The organism is Acetobacter malorum, from assembly GCF_001580615.1.
Taxonomy (GTDB): Bacteria; Pseudomonadota; Alphaproteobacteria; order Acetobacterales; family Acetobacteraceae; genus Acetobacter; species Acetobacter malorum.
The window spans coordinates 90,513-108,333 of sequence record NZ_LHZC01000050.1; the positions used below are offsets into that span (position 1 = coordinate 90,513).

A 17,821-nucleotide genomic window follows, 5' to 3' on the forward strand; every position below is an offset into this window, starting at 1 on the left:
TCTGCCCTTAATGGACCTGTGTGCAGCCCAGCCCGCGTTCCCGCACGGCACTACAGAAGCTGCGCGTTTCCGCCACAGAGGCAAAGCCCCCCACCCGCAGGCGATAGAATACAGCGTTATCCCGCTGTACTTTTTCGATCACCGGTGAGCGGTCTGCAAACAGGGTCGGGTAGCGCGTTTTCAGGCGGCTCCATTCCTGCTGTGCCTGAGCTTCGTTCTGGAGTGCCGCCAGCTGAACGCGGAACTTCCCACCGGTGCCTGCACTGGCCGCCGGGGCGGCCTCTTCCGTTTTACGGGCGGCTTCAGTGTCCTCCGCAGGCGCAACCTTTTTCGGTGCGGGTTTGGGAGCTACCTTGCTGGGCACGGGAGCAGCGGGGGGTGCTGCCGGTGCGTTGGCTGCGGCATCCCCGGAAGCGGAATCATCCGCAACACCTGTGCCCGTTTCAGGCAGGCTTTCAGGCTGCTGAGGAGCATCGGTTTGTGCAGACGTGCCCGCAGGAGCAGACGCGTCACCTTCCGGCGCAGCCCCATCCGCTCCGGCGGGGGGAGCTTTGGCCTGATCGGCAGATGCTACGTCACCGGGGGCGGAACCTTCCGTGGCTGCCGTTTTGGCTGCCTGCTGGCCATATTGTGCGGCCAGCGCCCCCGGATTAGGCTTTTCCGGCGCGGGAACCGGATGCGCCTGCCCATCATCAGCCTCCGGTGTGCTCAGGCCATCAACCTGCATCCCGCCCGGATCAACCGGTTTGGTCTTCATGGCAACCGGCGGCGGTCCGAGAACGGGCACACCACTCTGGTGGTGGCCCATCAGCGCCCAGCCCCCAATGCCCAGCACCAGCAGGCCACCCAGCCCGGCAGCCCCGTAAACCAGCCTGCGGGTTCCGGTATCGCTGCTCAGAAACTGAGAAATCACGCCTGCCCCTACGCCGCCTGCAGGGGCAGCCGGGCGGCGCGGAGGCGGCGCATCATAATCCGTGCTCATGCGTTCCCGCGCACGGTTGATCCGCTCGTCAAAAGAACCTTTGTTGTCTTCGCTCATTAACGCATCTCCTCCACAGGCTCTACGCCCATGACAGCCAACCCGGACCGGATAACAGTTGCGGTTGCTGCAACCAGTGCCAGCCGCGCCCGCGTGGCATCAGGCGCATCGGGCTGGAGAAAGCGCAGAGACGCATCATCCCGCCCACGGTTCCACAGCGCGTGGAAGTCACCCGCCAGCTCCGCCAGATAGAAGGCCACGCGATGCGGTTCCCGCGCAAGTGCCGCTGCTTCCACCAGACGCGGCCATTCTGCCATACGGCGCACCAGTGCCATTTCTGCATCGGAATTCAGGCAATCCAGCGGCACGGCAGCCAGAGCGTCCGGCGTGATGGCCCCATAAGAGCCTTCTTCCTGCGCGGCCCGCAGCACGGAGCGGCAACGCGCATGGGCATACTGCACGTAAAAGACCGGGTTATCGCGCTTTTGCGCCACAACCAGATCCAGATCAAACTCCATCTGCGCATCGCTTTTGCGGGTGAGCATGGTGAAGCGCACGGCATCCTTGCCCACTTCATCAATCAGATCCCGCAGCGTGACGAAGGTGCCTGCCCGCTTGGACATTTTCACCGGCTGGCCGTCACGCAGGATATGCACAATCTGGCACAGCACTACTTCCAGCGGCACAGCATCATTCGTCACAGCGCGCACGGCGGCCTTCATGCGTTTGACGTAACCGCCATGGTCCGCCCCCCACACATCCACCATCATCTGCGCCCCACGGGCCACCTTGTCCGCATGATAGCCAATGTCATTAGCGAAGTAGGTGTTGGTGCCGTCCGACTTACGCATCGGGCGATCCACGTCATCACCAAACTGGGTGGAACGGAAGAGAAGCTGCTCGCGCTCTTCCCAGTCATCCGGCAGCTTGCCTTTGGGGGGCTCAAGCACGCCCTCGTACAGCAGGCCCTGTTTTTCCAGCTTATCAATGGCGGCATCTGTCACGCCATCACGCAGCACCTGTGCCTCAGACGTAAAGACATTCTGGTGCACACCAAGGGCTGCCAGATCATCTTTGATGACCAGCAGCATCTGCGCCACGGCAAAGTCACGCACCGTATCCAGCCAGGTCAGTTCCGGGGCCGGATTTGCGCCGGGTTCCGCCAGATTATCGCCATACTGGGCAACCAGCGCTTCCCCCACCGGGATCAGATACTCACCACGATACTGCAGGCCGGTCGGGGTCAGAGCGTCAAACGCCTCTTCCGTCACGGTGGTGCCCAGAGCCTGCAGGTAGCGCCAGTAAACTGCCCATGCCAGCGCCTTAACCTGCGCGCCGGCATCGTTGATGTAGAATTCCTTGGTGACGTCAAAGCCTGCCTTGGCCATCAGGTTGGCCAGCGCATCACCCACCACGGCGCCACGGCAATGGCCCACATGCATCGGGCCGGTGGGGTTGGCGGACACATATTCCACATTTACCCGCACACCGGCACCAGACTGCGACTCGCCGTAGGCTTCCTCTGCCTTCAGCACGGCAGGCAGGGTAGCGCGCAGCACGTCCGGGGTGAGCGTGATGTTTACAAAGCCCGGACCGGCAGCGGCCACGCGGGCAACGCCTTCAACCTTTTCCAGCTCGGCAACAAGGTCCGTTGCAATGTCGGCAGGCTTGCGGCGCGCCGGTTTGGCCAGCAGCAGGGCCGCATTGGTTGCCATATCCCCATGCGAGGGGTCACGCGCCGGGGTGACTTCCACACGGGCCAGCGTTTCTTCCGACACATCAGGCAGCATCGCCCGAACGGCGGCCAGAACGTGGTGACGATAACGCTGGAACAAACAGTCTGACATTACACTCAAGATCCCAAAGAAAGCGGTAGAACCGCGTTTTCAGCCTGCTATGGACAGATCAGTCAACCGGCGATGTTCTTCCATCGCGTAGCGATCCGTCATGGAGGCGACATAATCGGCCACTGTACGCCGCAATCCGGCCTCGTCTCCCGCCAGAGCGGGCTCGCGCCAGCCATCGGGCAGCAATTGGGGCGACTCCACCAGAATGGTAAACAGTTCGGACGTCACATGCTTGGCCTTGTAGGTCATGCGGTTGACGCGCCAGTGGCGGTAAAGCTTGGCAAACAGGAACTTCCTGATGCTCTTGTTGGCCTCTGCCATCTCCGGGCTGAAGGCCACAACGGGTTCCGATGCCGCCCGAATCTCTTCCACGCTCTGCGGGGCCAGATCGGCCAGCCGCTTACGGGTGCAAACCAGCACATCGGTTGTCAGGGCATGAATCACACGCCGGACCATTTCGTGCCGGATGCGCTGCTTTATGTGCGGGGTGTCCTTCGGTAAATTGGCGGCCAGCTTGCGGGCATCCCGCAGAGCATCCCCTACCAGCGGCACATCCACCAGATCATCCAGTGAAAGCAGGCCGGATTTTACGCCGTCATCCAGATCATGCCCGTGATAGGCAATGTCATCCGCAAGAGCGGCCACCTGCGCCTCAGCCGACGCATACGTCCCCAGATCCAGCGACCACTGTGCATCAATCTCCCGCAAACGGGCGGAGGGATTCCTTACCGGGCCATTATGTTTGGCCAGCCCTTCCAGTGTTTCCCAAGTCAGATTCAGGCCATCAAACGCCAGATAGCGCCGCTCCAGCAGGGTCACCTGCCGCAGGGCCTGCGTATTATGGTCAAACCCGCCCCATGGCTGCATCTGGGCGGCAAGAGCTTCTTCCCCCGCATGACCAAACGGCGTGTGGCCCAGATCATGCGCCAGAGCCACAGCTTCCGTCAGGTCCTCATCCAGCCGCAGATACCGCGCCATGGAGCGCGCCACCTGTGCGACTTCCAGAGAATGGGTCAGTCGAGTGCGAAAAAAATCGCCTTCATGGTTGATGAAGACCTGCGTCTTGTATTGCAGGCGACGAAAGCCGGAGGAATGCACCACACGGTCCCGGTCACGCTGCCAGGGGGAGCGGGTGAGTGAGTCCTCTTCCGCATGCAAGCGGCGCCCCCGCTCTGGTGCCATATGCACGGCGTAGGGTGCGAGAGACATCTGTGCGGCAGCCTGTAATCCCATAAGTCTTCCGGTCCTGCTTGCTCTGGTGTGGGCGGTTTTACTCCCGCGTCCACAGAAGAGGCACACTAGGCCATTGCGTGAAAATTGACCATGCACGCCCTCACTGCCCCTTCAAACCAGAGCCCGCGCACGCTATCTACAAAGACATGACCCAGCCCCAGCCCTTTTCCGTCTCCGATGCCGCAGCCGCGCGCATTGCCCGCGTGATTGCATCACGCACCGCTTCTGCTTCCGCAGAGGGGAAAGCCCCGCCTGCCGCCCTGCGCGTGGCGGTGGAAGCCGGGGGCTGTAATGGCTTCCAGTATCAGTTCAAACTGATTGGCCCGGATGATATTGAGCCGGATGACATCAGACTGGACAAGGGCGAGGCTCTGGTGGTGGTGGACCCTGTCAGCCTCGACCTGCTGGCCGGTGCGCAGCTGGACTTTGCGGACAAGCTGATGGGCGCGCATTTCACCGTGAACAACCCGAATGCAGCCTCCTCCTGCGGGTGCGGCACGAGCTTTTCCGTCGCATGAAAATCGCCAGCTGGAACGTCAATTCTGTCCGTCAACGGCAAGACCTGATTCTGGACTGGCTAAAACGCCACGAACCAGATGTGCTGATGATGCAGGAAATCAAATGCGAAACCGCGCAGTTTCCTGCCGAAATCTTTCAGGATGCTGGCTATAAATGCGCCGTTGTGGGCCAGAAATCCTACAATGGCGTAGCGACACTGGTGCGGGGTGAGTTTGAAACCACGACCGACCACCTGCCGGGGTTTGAAAACCCCGCCGCCCGCTATGTTGAAGTGCGCACACAGGGCGTGACACTGGGCAACCTCTACCTCCCCAATGGCAATTCCGGTGGGGAAGAAGGCTATGCAACCAAACTGGCGTTTTTCGATGCCCTCGCCAGCCGCGCCCAAAGCTTCATGCAGTCTGAAACCGATTTTGTGCTGGCTGGAGATTATAACGTCTGCCCAACTGCTGAAGACTGCGCCCCCGGCGCTCTGGGACCAGACGATGCACTGGTGCGGCCTGAAAGCCGTGCCGCATGGCGGCGTCTGGTCTGGCTGGGGCTGACCGATGCTCTGCGTGCCGTCCACCCCACCGGCACCGCGTATACATTCTGGGATTATCAGGCTGGCGCATGGCAGCGTGACTGCGGCCTGCGTATTGACCACGCCCTGCTCTCCCCCCGCGTGGCGGAGCGGCTGATTGATGCACAGCCCGACAAGGAAGAGCGCGCCATGGAGCGCCCGTCCGACCATGTCCCGCTGATTGTAACGCTGAAAGACCCGGCTCCCACAGCCTGATCGCACACCCTGGATTAAGTCGCCCCGCCTGACGCGGGGCGCAAGACGGAGTTTGTCTGCATGAGCACTGCCCCTCAGTCCCTTCTTTCTATGGCAGAGGCTCTGGCAGACGGCAGGCTGCGCAGTCGGGATCTGGTGGAACAGGCGCTGGACCGCATTGCGGACCCACAGGGTGAGGGTTCCCGCACGTTTGTCGCCGTGCATGCCGCTGCCGCTGCCGCTCGCGCTGCGGCGGATGAGAGTGACCGCCTGCGCAAGCTGGGCGGTCCCCTTCCCGCTCTTTCGGGCCTCCCGGTCTCAGTCAAAGATCTGTTTGATGAAGCCGGGTCCGTGACCAAAGCAGGCTCCCGCATTCTGGAAGACGCCGCTCCCGCCACACAGGACGCTCCCGCTATTGCTAATGTGCGCAAAGCAGGGCTGATTTCCATTGGCCGCACCAGCATGACCGAATTTGCGTTCTCGGGCGTGGGCATCAATCCGCATACAGGCACTCCCGCCAATCCGTGGGACAGAGCAAACCGTCGCATTCCGGGGGGCTCTTCCTCGGGGGCGGCCATTTCGGTCACAGATGGGATGGCTGCGATCGGCATTGGCAGTGATACAGGCGGCTCCTGCCGTATCCCCGCAGCCCTGACCGGACTTGTTGGTTACAAGCCCACCGCCTCCCGCATTTCCACAGCAGGCACAGTTCCGTTGTCTTTTACGCTGGATTCCATCGGCAGTCTGGGGCGCACCGTGTCCTGCTGCTGGGCGGCGGACCGCGCCTTGTCCGGGCAGAGCATCAACCCGACCGATGCGCCTGTGGCAGACACCGTCAGCGCCCCGCGTCTGGGGGTGCTGCGTAACTACGTGACTGCGGGTGTGGATGACACTGTGGCCCGTACCTATGAGCAGGCGCTCCAAAGGCTTGAGCAGGCTGGCGCTATTCTGACGGATGTGACCTTCCCAGAGCTGGGCACCCTGCCGGAGATTAACGCGCTGGGCGGTTTTCCCGCACCCGAATCTCTCACATGGCATGCAAAACTAATTGAAGACCACGGGGATCTTTATGATCCCTTTGTTTTAAAGCGCATTTTGCGTGGCAAAGAACAGACTGCCGTAGACTACATTACACTCCGGCTGCGTCGCCGCTCCTTGATTGCCAAAGCTGCCGAGGCACTGGACGCGTATGACGCCATCCTGATGCCCACAGTGCCTATCATTGCTCCCCGCATTGATGACCTGCAGGATGACGCCGTGTACGCCGCCACCAACCTGCTGCTTCTGCGTAACCCGACAATCACCAATTTTCTGGACCGCTGCGCCATCAGCCTGCCCTGCCATGAGCAAGGCTCCGCGCCGGTTGGGATCATGGCGATGGGGCATCATATGCGCGATGACCATTTGTTTAGTGTTGCTGCGTGGATGGAGCAGGTTTTGGGACAAACTCCTTCTTAAATTAGCCCCGCTCCCCTTATGATTCTCAAAAGAACTTTTACAAAATTCTGTTTTTAAAAAGATCAGAAACGCCTGCTCCCGAAAGGAAAAACTCAATCATGAGATGGTTCAGGTCACGCCTCATTTGTCACCTTCTTGGACATCAATGGTCTCCGTGGGTGCTCCAGCGTTCATGGGATGGGAAGCAGGATTTTCTCCATCGCCACTGCACGCGGCAGGGATGCCTGGCAACCGAGAAAAAAGCCCCTTGATCCTGAGCAGAACGAAGACGTTTCCAGCTTCGCTCCATCCGGCTATCGTCTTCCCAATCGCGCAGGAGGCGAATTTGAAAAGAATTATTCCGGCAACACTCACATTTTTTTTGGCGGCATGCGCAACGCAGGAAAAGCCCCTGGCACCTGCGGACGATATGAGCACGTCTCAGCCTGTCCCGACTGCACCGGCTTCTCCAGAACCGACGGCACAGAACAACGCGGAAGCCACCGTTGTGATGAAAGCCGACATCAGCAAAGACGGCCACAACGTAAACTGTCGAATTGTTTCAAGCGAAAAACCTGATCTTGACGATATCTCTCTGGATTATTGCCGTAATGAGAAATATCGCCGCCCCATCAAAAACGGTGTTCCTGTGATCGAGCATGACCATCTGGTGACCGTTAAATATCACGTGGACAACTGACTAAGGGACCGCCGTCTGACTACGCGGCACGTCTAATTCCTCAGGAAGCAGGCTTGCTGCCATCATTTGCGTAAGCATAAGCCCCACCACGATGCAAGGCGCGTTGATAAGCCGGACGGGCATGGATACGGCTCAGGAACGCTTTCACATGAGGCCGACCGTCCGTTGCCTCGGCGCGGGCGGCGGCGGCTTCAAGGGGGAAGCTCATCTGGATATCCGCCGCGGTAAAATCATTACTGGCGAACCATGCGCTGTCGGACAGGCTGCGTTCCCAATAATCCATATGCAGTTTAACCTGCGGATTGATAAATTTTGTCTGTGCTCCTTTTGCAATCAGGAAAGCAAAAGGACGGAAAGGCAAAGGAGCCTTTTCGGGCAGCATCCCGAATATCAGTTTGAGCAGAAGCGGCGGCATAGCCGACCCTTCTGCATAATGCAGCCAGTAGATGAAGCGGATATACTCGGGTGTATCGCGCGCAGGTGCCAATCGGCCGTTGCCGTACTGATTAATAAGATATTCGATAATCGCCCCGCTTTCTGCCAGCGTCACATTACCATCAGTATTTGTGATGACGGGAGCCTTGCCCAGAGGATGAACGGCCAACAGAGATTTTGGGGCCATCATGGTTTTGGGGTCGCGCTTATAAAACTTAATGTCATAGGGCAATTCCAGTTCCTCCAGCAGCCAGAGGATCCGCTGGGAACGTGAATTATCCAGATGATGCACGGTAATCATGATAAGCGATCCTTCCTGTTGGTATGAGGCCTCGACCGCCCTCTCGCCCGTCATTCCGGACCAGATTGTAATGTTGATGTGGACCTGAGCGTCGCCCCAGACAGTGTCTATAAGGACCCGATCATGACTTTGGTTCCGTGCATCGGGTGCGGCATGCGCATCTATGGTCTATTCCAGAACACGTGTTTAAGAAGATGCGCGCCGCGATGAGCTTTTGACTCCCCCACCCCGTCCCGTACGGCTAACGTCTCCTGTATTGTAATGGGAGGCGAATTTGAAAAAACTTATGGTCATTACCGTCGGGCTTCTTGCCTTTTGCGCTGAGGCCAAAGCTGACGGCACAGCCCAACTCCAACAGGTCAGTCATCAGGCTCTCTCTCACAACCCAATACGCATGAGCCCGTCTGAGTTAAAAAAATGGCAGGATAGCGCCGTTACCATTTACGCAGATATCAGCGAAGACGGGCGTGCAATAAATTGCAGAATAACACCAAACCCTAATCCCGATTTCAATGCTGAAGCACTAAAATACTGCCAAACCGCCAGATACAAGCCTGCTATGAAAAATGGCGTTCCTGTCGTCGAGCATAACCGAAAAATCGTTCTAAGATTTCACCCTGATGATTAATCGCGTTGCCTGATCTTATTGGAGCAGTCCGATTGAAGGTCCTTCATTCTGGCTGCGCTGGCACGCCCACTTATTAACAGACCCAAGCTATACGTTAGCTTTGCTTATCCACAGGGAAAGGTTCCTTCTAACCGGCAGCCACATACTCCGGCGTTCTTTTTAAGCGTAAAAGAGCTAGCGCAGGAGCACTACCGACAAGGTCGATGGAGCTATCAACCACTGTTTGTAAGCTAGTTATTTTTATTTGGGATTTTGTGGCTGACGGAGAGAGAGAGACAATCAATAATTTTAAATAATTATATGATTTACATAAATCATATATAGCGACATTCCGATGGAATACCCCTTTCTATACCCCAACATTCACGTTGCTGCATAACATAGTAGTCAGATGGTTACGGGGACACGCAAGCGCCGATACCGACAATTACTGACATTTTCAGTATAGGTGCATAGATCACTCAAACGCACCATGGATGCAAATGGAGGATTCGAAAAAAGCAGTGGTTTTTGGCCCTTTTTTGTGACTCCATTCCTCATAGGGAGAGTGAGGGAATGGCTGCATGAAGCAACTAGATTTCTTTGATGTTGAAGAGGGACTTGCTGGGCTGAGCGGGCTTAGTGATCAGCTCGAAGCATTTTCCCGGACTGTGGATTTCGAAGCATTTCGTCCTGACCTAGATAAAGCTCTGGCCTATGCAGACGGTAGTAGAGGCGATCGTCCACCGTTTGATCCGGTGCTGATGTTCAAAATCCTAGTGATCCAGACGCTGAACAATCTGTCCGACGAACGGACGGAATACCTGATCAATGAGCGTCTCTCCTTCATGCGCTTTTTAGGGCCAATCGACATTTAGGATCCCCATCACCCTCTCCTCCTATCAACACGGAGACCTATGAAGCAGCGATTAGCCTATTTGGGAATCCTGAATGTCGATTAGCCATAGCGGGCTTAAACGGTAACCCGGCTTATTTATTCTTGTATTTATATGTAATAAGACCAAAAACAGACGCAACAACCATAAAAATAATCGGAAAATAATGTAGATACCAGTGGGTATTGCCGGGGTCAAAAACAGACAATCTTGGCCACGCCACATTAACAAGTAGAAGAGCCCCAATAACAACAGCAACAAAATTAATGATAAGCCCTTTACTCCGTCCCAAATAAAAATACTCCATACCCCCTGAGACAGGGTTAACACCCTTGATGCGTAAAATAAGCATAGGGAGGGTAACCAACAAATAAGCAAAATAAATTGTAACAGTCGTAACAGAACACAAAGCACTAAAAATAGCGGAGTCACCGTAAGACAGCCACAACAGTGCTATAGCCAGCACAGTTACTACGAGTGTTGCAACCCAAGGTGTTCCGGTTCTGACTGATACGCGTGTCAAAAAAGGAGACAGAGGCAACGCACCATCGCGCGCCATCGAAAACATAACTCTTGCTGCCGCGTTTTGAATGGCAAGAGTGGCAGAGAGAATGGAAATTGCGACCATTGCAAACAGTACGTGCCCTGCAAAACCACCTGTTACAGCAGCCAAAACATAGGAAACACCATCTTTGGCCAAATTGCCGTCTGTTAACGATGGCGCGGCCATAAGAGCCCCCATGACCATAAGAGCCCCGCCAAAAAATGAAACCATAAGACACTGAATAATAGCTTTGGGCGTGGTGCGTCGTGGGTCATTGGTTTCTTCTGAGAGCTCTGCTGCGCTATCAAACCCATACATGACATAGGCCGCCATTAAGGTAGATGACAAAAAACTCCAGAATGTGGGTGATTGCACTCCGCCGCCCAGCACAACAGACGGGCCACGACTGGTATGGGTAAACAAAACAACAAGCAGGATAATCAAACCGATTATTTCACAATACACACCGATTGCTGTTGCCGTAGCTGCTGCCCGCACCCCTAGGGAAGAGATTAGGGAGCAAATAGCAATGGCCACTGTTCCTAAAATAACAGCATTGGCCGCCCCTGTTGGCGAACCCAAGGCTGTATCACCCCCAAGAACCTGAAAGCCAATCCAGACACTTGGCAACACAGATTGCATGGCAATAGCAATGGCCGCCACACTCATAATATAGCCAAGCAGCATAAACCAGCCCGCAGACCAGCCTATGCTGTCATTGGATAAACGCCGAGACCATTGGTACACCGCTCCGGCCACAGGATAAGAAGCAGCAAGTTCTGCAAAGCAGAGCGCAGTAGAAAACTGGCCGATAAAAACGATCGGCCATGTCCAGAAAAAAAGCGGACCACCAAAGCCATAACCCGTAGCAAAAAGTTCGAAAATTGTCGATAAAATAGATACAAATGAAAAACCAGATGCAAAAGATGCAAATGGCCCTAATTCTCTGCGCAATTCCTGACCATAGCCAAACTGCGCAAGATCTTCCGCCCCAGAGAGCTCAGATACAGCTTTAACAGAAGACATTTTTTGAGAACATGACATCAGTTTACCCTCGACAAGCAATCATAACAACACTGAACATGGGAGCAGACCTAAAAGAACAAAGAGCATCATGCAGAAACTAACTATACCAAACATTTTGCAGGAAGAATGATACAACGGGGTAAAAAACCACCACTTTTACACACGTCAAAAAAGGATGGTTTTCTACAATGTAATTCCTGCCTGCTCCAAAATATGACGTGCAGGCATTAAATCTTCCTCATGCTGCTTCCAACGTTCTAAAGCATCTCGGTAAAGTGGACGGCGCACCTGAGCCGCGCTCGGTGTAGACACTGCGGCATTGTTCTTATGAAAAGAAAGGCAGGCATCGTTCCAGCTTAAACCGCAATGTTCGAGAATACTCCTCGTGATGTTTTCTTGGTCTAGAACAATATTTTCATACTGCACCTCCAAGATACGCTCCGGTATTTCCTGTTGCCAAAAACGCATTAATCTATCAAAACGCACGTAATATCTGGCAATATCCTCTATGCTATAGCTGTAGTCGTAATAACGTGATGTTGTAGCAAATAGGTTTTTGAAATTACTTAAAACGGTATCCATCGGATGTCTGCGCAGGCAAATAATACGTGCAGAGGGCAGCGCTCTGGCGATAAGCCCTGCATACATAAAGTTGCCGGGAAATTTGTCGCTAAACCGCATGCCTTGTGCTGGCAAATGTGAGCGTGCACGCGCAATATAGTCGCGCCCTATCATACCAAGGTTTTTATCTGCAGCTTTCGCAATTGTCTCCACATCCAGAACCAATCTGGTTCTGACACCAGAGGCGGCTTTGACTGCGATGGGAAAAGCCTGAAGTTCACCAGCGCTCACCATATCTGGATGAGAGGAAATAATACGATCCACCAAGGTTGTACCTGTTCGTGGCATACCTATAATAAAAACCGGTTCCTCTACAGGCGCATTATTGACGGGCGCTTGAGCATAAAGCGGCCAATTTTGTTCTATAGCATCAAAAATTTTTTCATCCTGCTCAATGCTATACGCCAACTGCTTTTTATGTGCTTTGTTGGCATCAAACAAAAACTGAAAAGACTCCTTTGCCTGCCCAATTTCTTCGAGTTCTTTTGACAGCGCATAACCCAGCAGTAAACGCGCTTCTGGGTCTTCTGCCCGAGCTAGTGTTGCGCGTAAACGGGGCACATGGTTACGCTCTGCAGTTTGCCGCCGCAACCCACTCAAACCGTGGTGAGCCCGTGCATTATCAGGAGCACGGGCTATAAGGGCCTCAAAAGCCTTATCCGCCTCATCTATCCGCCCAACAAAGCTTAAAGCTACTGCCCAATTATAAAAAAATGCTGTATTACTTGGCGCACCACGGGTTGCCGCTTCAAAATGTGCGAGAGATGCCGCGTGCATACCTAAACGCGAATAGGCACAGCCTATTGTATCGCGCGTTATAGCATCAGATTCTTTGCCAGTGTTTAAGCAAGCTTCGGCTTCCTGCAACGCAGCTAAGGCATCTGCATCGCGCCGCAATAGTAAAAAAACACGTGCTAGCTGGGCGCAACCTTCCACAGAGGGTTCAAAACCAACAGATGTTTCTAAAAGATCTTTTCCTGAACGTATGTTTCCCCTTGTCATTTCACAAACACCGAGCAGAAAATATGCAGCGGCTGAACGAGCATCTTGCGCCAAGACGGCCATGGCAAGAGATTGTGTTTTTGGCACGTTGCCCTGTTCAAGCGCGCTACGAGCCTGCTTAAGGTTGCTGAGAAGAAAATTCGGCATCATGACAGCCTATTCTTGCAGCATACTGATATTCCTGCGCTCTTTACCCTAAAAGGGGCATTATGAGCGACGGGCAATGTCGGCATCTATTTTATACTCCCTTAAGTGATAGCTACGTGAAGGAAAAGACTTATTCTATTTTGTTAGTCAATAGATTTTTATAATATTGATCTGTCCTCACTTAGTCATTGTTGCCATAGCAATAGCTGCGGCTGATGTTCTGTTTTCAATACCAAGTTTAACAAAGATCTGCTCAAGATGTTTGTTGACCGTGCGTGGGCTGATGTTCAAGATAATACTCACGTCTCTGTTAGACTTACCCTTGCTGATCCAGAGCAATACTTGTGCCTCACGCACCGTAAGCCCAAGGCGTGTTTCAAGCAAACGCTCCTCGTCACCTGGGCGTTTTAATAAAAGCGATATTGCGTTTATGCTGTCATCCATTGTCCCCATCAACACACACTCTATCACCCCACCAGCAACCTCTATTGTTTGCCGCATCGCAAGGGAGCGCTGCTGGAGGAGGTTGATGATGACGGCACGCAGTGGCTCTGGCAGAGGCTGATTAATGGCCCAACCGGGAAAAGCACTAGTTAAAACAACAGCGGACTGTGGGGTGTGCCACAACAAGATGCCCTGATTATCGACACCAACGGTTGGGCGGTGACCAAAATCGAGTGCCTGCGTAACAGCCTGCCCTGTTCTGGCATTGTGCAAATGTACATGTACACGTGCCACCAGTTCGTTCACATCAACCGGCTTACGAATATAATCAACGCCCCCCGCTTTAAGGCCCTGCACAACGTGCTCAGTTCCGGTCAGGCCTGTCATAAAAATAACCGGCACATGAGTAAACGTTGGATCGGCCCGTAGCCGCCGCGTAACCTCAAAACCATCTAGACCCGGCATTAACCCATCCATCATAATAATATTGGGCACCACCTTCTTAAGAAGGTCCAGTGCCGCAAAACCATCACGAGCTATAAGCACGGTCATGCCTGCTTCCTCCAGTGCAGCTGTCACAAAATGCAGTGACTGAGGCATATCATCGACAACCAGAACACATGGCTGTGCTCTTTCTGTCAGTTGATCATAATTCGGCATCGTTAATTGCTCTGGTTATTGCTGCCAGGTCAAAGTCACGCACATACCGTTTTATTATCGCAATAAATATTCTATCAGATTCCGTTTCGATTGCGAGAGAATTCAGCACGTTTTCCACGCCTCGAACATGCCCCAGCTCTGATGCTTGGCGAATTTTGTGGAAAGACTGTCGAATTTTCGATGAAAGACCCGAAAAATAATCGTTAGAAAAATCAGGTATGTCGATTTCCACCTCATCGTCATTCACGTAAATCCACTCTAGGTGTAGTACGTGGCCGATAGTGGTGAGTAAGGTGTTACTATCAACGGGTTTTGTAACAAAAGCATCATAATCTGCGGCTCTGTCTGCATCTGCATTTAGTTCGGCATTGCAGGCAGAAACTATAATGATAGCTGGTTTGCGTGGGTGTTCTGAGCGTATTTTAGCCGCCGTTACCAGATCGTTTTCACCGGGCATTTTCACGCTCAGCAGCACCATATCTGGGTGGAATTGCGCCACGGCGTGAAGGCCTGAAAGGCCGTCATACGCTTGATGCACACCAAAGCCTAGCGGCACCAACAAGGCCTCCAGAAAGTCACGCTGGAGCGCATCATTATCGACCACCAGCACGGAAAGCGGTTTGCCTCTATACCCTACAATCTGACCTTTAGAGGGCGCGGGTTCTGCTGTGTCGGACAGGTTATGAACGATGGGCAGCATAATTCTGAGGCAAAATGTGCTCCCAACACCCACCTGACTGTCTACTGTGATCTCGCCTCCCAACATCTGCGTAAGCACTCGTGTTATGGCAAGGCCAAGTCCTATGCCGGGCTTGCCCCGAATTTGCGCACCGCAACCACGTTCAAAAGGTTCAAACACACGCTCCAGATCATCTGTGGCAATGCCTGCCCCTGTGTCATTCACGTCAATCCGCGCCACCTCATTTCGATAGTGCACGGAAAGCGTTACGCAGCCTTCATCTGTATATTTAATGGCGTTTGAAAGGAGGTTTACGAGAATTTGGCGAAGCCGTTTTTCATCTGTCCTGATCGTGGTTGGTAATGGATCATGTGCAATGAAGTCTAGTTTAAGACCTCTTGCTTGTGCTTGTACCCGAAACATCATGATAACATGTTCAAGCAAGTCTCGTATTGAAACAACGTCTGACTGGACTTCTACATGTTTGCTTTCTATTTTTGAAACTTCCAGCAGGGCCTCGACAAGGCTTGTTAGATACTCGGTTGATTGACGAATAACAGCCCCAGCTTCTTTGGGGGGAAACGGGTTGCCACGCTCTAACAGTTGGGCATAGCCATAAATGGTATTTAGTGGTGAGCGAACATCATGACTGACAGAGACCAGATAACGTGTTTTTGCTTCATTAGCGGCAAGAGCGGCATCGTGCGCTCTACGTAGGGCCGTCTGCGCTCTGGTGCTCTCATCAAGCTCTGCTTTTAACGCATTGAAGCGGTTTTGCGCCTCTACCTCTGCTGTGCGGTGGCGTTTTTCTTGTAACACCAACTGCCATATACCAACCCCTGCCTGCAGGCAGAGGCAAAGAATAACACTCACACTATACCAGATGAGTGTAGCCCACCCCACCAAAACCACACCACACCAAAACACGGCCCCAAACAAAACAACAGCAAGAAAACACGCAGTAAGTAGCATTGTCGCAATAAGCAACCAATGCTGTTTCTCCCACATTTTTTTGCGTATCTTCATGCCATTACCTGCCTTGTATGCACGCTATTACAATACTTACCTAACGTAGCTCCCCACGCCAATGATAAAGGCTATTGCAGACCCATTTTTAAGACTATTCAATGAATCATTACTTCATTGGAAATGGAGCCGAACCCGCCTCGCTTTATGAAGCGCGTGACTTCAGCCATGCACGCCACCCCCCCCAACTGGTAATTTCCTGTGCGTCGGCAAGGGCATAGCCATCACAGACAAAGCCTGTCTCCCATGAGCCATCTGCCAGTTCCACTTTACCAAGGGCTAATGGGGCTGGAATGTTGGTTAAGAAAGACCCAAGCTCTGCTGAGGGCACTTCCCACACTTCTACTTCAATGGCCTGCCCGCCTTCGCTAGCGCGTACCATGGCAGGGCGCATAGGCGGCCCACCCGGCAAGGCATATAGGCGGTAATGCGCAGAGGTTGTGGTGGCAGAGACCAAACGCCCCTGCCGCTCACGCAGTTGCCAGTTAAGCGGCAAACCTTCCAGATGGGCACCGCAAACAACAACGCGAGCTCTGTCATTACTTGCCCGGCGCATTTTACCTACAGAATCCGGCAGTGTGTTGCCGCCCACCAGCGCTAACTTGGTAGTATGCTGGAATTTGTTGGCAACAGACAGAAGGTACTGATCTGTAAATACCCGCCCAAACAACGTAATGCCCCATGGTAGGCCATTGGTCATAAAACTGGCAGGCACGGCTACAGCAGCGTAGTCCAGCAGGTTCATGAAGTTGGTGTACCAGCCCAATTTTGAATTGGCCGCAACAGGTTCCCTATACAAGTCATTAAGGGTAACCGGGTGGGGCATGGAAGGGGTTATTACAAAGTCGAGGTCAGCCATCAGGGCATCACACACCATTTTTAGGTGTTGCAGCCGGTATAAGGCCTTGAAGTGATCGAGTGCTGAATAATGCGGTGCTTTTTCAAGAACATCATGAATAACCGGCAAAACGGCTTCTGGGGTTTTTGTTATTAATGGACCCGCAACCAGGTAACGCTCTGCCACCCATGGCCCTTCATACAGTAAGCGGGCGGCTTCCAAAAATGGAGAAAAATCTAAGGAGACTTCTGTTCCACCCATGTTTTTGAGTTTGGCGATAGAGGCGGCAAAGAGTGCTGCGCTTTCATCATCACCAAAAAATTCTGTTACTTTTGGCACACCAAACCGAAAACCCGGTTCAATGTCACCAAAGGCTGTTGCATCGTTCCATGCCGGGTTGTGGCGGCTAAAATCATCACGGGGGTCGTGCCGGGCAACCAACCCCAGTAAGCGGCTGGCTTCTGCCGCCGTAGCGGTAAAAAGGGTCGTGCAATCAAGCGTGCGACAGGCAGGCACAACACCAGCTGTTGAAATAAGTCCTTTACTGGCTTTAAGGCCAACCAGATTATTATACGCCGCAGGAATACGCCCACTACCGGCTGTATCTGTACCCAAAGAGAAACTGGCCACACCCAACGCAACCGCCAATGCAGAGCCCGCACTTGACCCGCCTGAAGGATACTCCGGCAGAACACTGTTTTTGCAGATACCGTAGGGGGAGCGTGTGCCGTTAAGCCCTGTTGCAAATTGATCCAGATTGGCTTTTCCTACAGGTAAAGCCCCTAATTCAATTAGCTGTTCAACAATGGTCGCACTTTCCTTAGGCATATAGGCAAAAGCCGGGCACGCGGCTGTGGTTGCAACACCTTTTAGGTCAATATTATCTTTTATAACAAACGGAATACCATAAAGCGGTTTGGTTTTGGCTGCCGGATTTTCAAGTCTTTCCAGATAAGGCTCGAGTTCTGCTTCATCTAGAATATGTATAAATAGATTAAATTCTGCATTCAGTTTTGTCGCACGGCGTTTCAGCTGTGCCATCAGGTCGCGCGGGGTTATGTCGCCGCGAGTATAAGCTGCGGAAAGACTATCAATATGTAAATTAGGAAAATCGTTTTTCATG

The 17,821-nt window shown here is 53.4% G+C and carries 14 protein-coding genes and 1 pseudogene; 6 read left to right on the top strand and 9 right to left on the bottom strand.

The window, feature by feature from the left end; translation table 11 throughout:
- Positions 1 to 7: 7 nt before the first annotated feature.
- The 3 genes from AD930_RS09020 to AD930_RS09030 are packed head-to-tail and all read right to left on the bottom strand — an operon-like array spanning position 8 to position 4,035.
- Positions 8 to 1,039, bottom strand: a complete 1,032-nt coding sequence (locus tag AD930_RS09020; RefSeq protein ID WP_061505971.1) for an SPOR domain-containing protein — start codon at positions 1,037 to 1,039, stop codon at positions 8 to 10.
- Positions 1,039 to 2,826, bottom strand: a complete 1,788-nt coding sequence (argS, locus tag AD930_RS09025; protein ID WP_061505972.1) for an arginine--tRNA ligase — start codon at positions 2,824 to 2,826, stop codon at positions 1,039 to 1,041. The genes AD930_RS09020 and argS overlap by 1 nt, the downstream gene beginning before the upstream one ends.
- A gap of 39 nt (positions 2,827 to 2,865) precedes the next feature.
- Positions 2,866 to 4,035 carry a deoxyguanosinetriphosphate triphosphohydrolase gene (locus AD930_RS09030; protein ID WP_061506008.1) on the bottom strand — a complete coding sequence of 390 codons (1,170 nt, stop codon included), beginning with the start codon at positions 4,033 to 4,035 and terminating at the stop codon, positions 2,866 to 2,868.
- 170 nt (positions 4,036 to 4,205) lie between these two features.
- Here AD930_RS09030 and AD930_RS09035 point away from each other — a divergent pair, with 170 nt between their 5' ends.
- From AD930_RS09035 to AD930_RS09050, 4 genes are all read left to right on the top strand, one after another.
- A complete protein-coding gene (locus tag AD930_RS09035; RefSeq protein WP_043550264.1) occupies positions 4,206 to 4,577 on the top strand; it encodes a HesB/IscA family protein in 372 nt (123 codons plus the stop codon).
- The gene (locus AD930_RS09040; RefSeq protein ID WP_061505973.1) at positions 4,574 to 5,356 is read left to right on the top strand and encodes an exodeoxyribonuclease III; all 783 of its coding nucleotides are present in this window, start codon (positions 4,574 to 4,576) and stop codon (positions 5,354 to 5,356) included. Before AD930_RS09035 ends, AD930_RS09040 begins: the two co-directional genes overlap by 4 nt.
- 60 nt (positions 5,357 to 5,416) lie before the next feature.
- Positions 5,417 to 6,793, top strand: coding sequence for an amidase (locus tag AD930_RS09045; RefSeq protein ID WP_061505974.1), 1,377 nt, complete (start codon positions 5,417 to 5,419; stop codon positions 6,791 to 6,793).
- A gap of 103 nt (positions 6,794 to 6,896) precedes the next feature.
- The gene (locus AD930_RS09050) at positions 6,897 to 7,472 is read left to right on the top strand and encodes an energy transducer TonB (RefSeq protein ID WP_156476955.1); all 576 of its coding nucleotides are present in this window, start codon (positions 6,897 to 6,899) and stop codon (positions 7,470 to 7,472) included.
- A gap of 40 nt (positions 7,473 to 7,512) precedes the next feature.
- On the opposite strand, the gene AD930_RS09055 is transcribed toward AD930_RS09050, so the two are convergent.
- Positions 7,513 to 8,208, bottom strand: a complete 696-nt coding sequence (locus AD930_RS09055; RefSeq protein WP_061505976.1) for a glutathione S-transferase — start codon at positions 8,206 to 8,208, stop codon at positions 7,513 to 7,515.
- Positions 8,209 to 8,482: 274 nt separating this feature from the next.
- Between AD930_RS09055 and AD930_RS09060 the strand changes: the two genes are divergently transcribed.
- The gene (locus tag AD930_RS09060) at positions 8,483 to 8,836 is read left to right on the top strand and encodes a TonB family protein (RefSeq protein ID WP_156476956.1); all 354 of its coding nucleotides are present in this window, start codon (positions 8,483 to 8,485) and stop codon (positions 8,834 to 8,836) included.
- A gap of 563 nt (positions 8,837 to 9,399) precedes the next feature.
- Positions 9,400 to 9,678: pseudogene (locus AD930_RS09065) on the top strand (transposase); the annotation flags it as partial.
- Positions 9,679 to 9,805: 127 nt separating this feature from the next.
- On the opposite strand, the gene AD930_RS09070 reads toward AD930_RS09065, so the two are convergent.
- From AD930_RS09070 to atzF, 5 genes are all read right to left on the bottom strand, one after another.
- Positions 9,806 to 11,281: an amino acid permease gene (locus tag AD930_RS09070; RefSeq protein WP_082781799.1), complete on the bottom strand. Its 1,476-nt coding sequence runs from the start codon at positions 11,279 to 11,281 to the stop codon at positions 9,806 to 9,808.
- Positions 11,282 to 11,464: 183 nt separating this feature from the next.
- On the bottom strand, positions 11,465 to 13,054 hold the full coding sequence (locus AD930_RS09075; protein ID WP_197056226.1) for a tetratricopeptide repeat-containing sulfotransferase family protein: 1,590 nt from the start codon (positions 13,052 to 13,054) through the stop codon (positions 11,465 to 11,467).
- A 174-nt stretch (positions 13,055 to 13,228) separates the two neighbouring features.
- Entirely contained in the window at positions 13,229 to 14,155 is a 927-nt protein-coding gene (locus AD930_RS09080; RefSeq protein WP_061505979.1) for a response regulator transcription factor, read from the bottom strand.
- Complete coding sequence (locus AD930_RS09085) at positions 14,142 to 15,860, bottom strand: ATP-binding response regulator (RefSeq protein WP_061505980.1); 1,719 nt, start codon at positions 15,858 to 15,860, stop codon at positions 14,142 to 14,144. Before AD930_RS09085 ends, AD930_RS09080 begins: the two co-directional genes overlap by 14 nt.
- Positions 15,861 to 16,005: 145 nt before the next feature.
- On the bottom strand, positions 16,006 to 17,820 hold the full coding sequence (gene atzF / locus AD930_RS09090) for an allophanate hydrolase (protein WP_061505981.1): 1,815 nt from the start codon (positions 17,818 to 17,820) through the stop codon (positions 16,006 to 16,008).
- Position 17,821 lies beyond the last annotated feature (1 nt).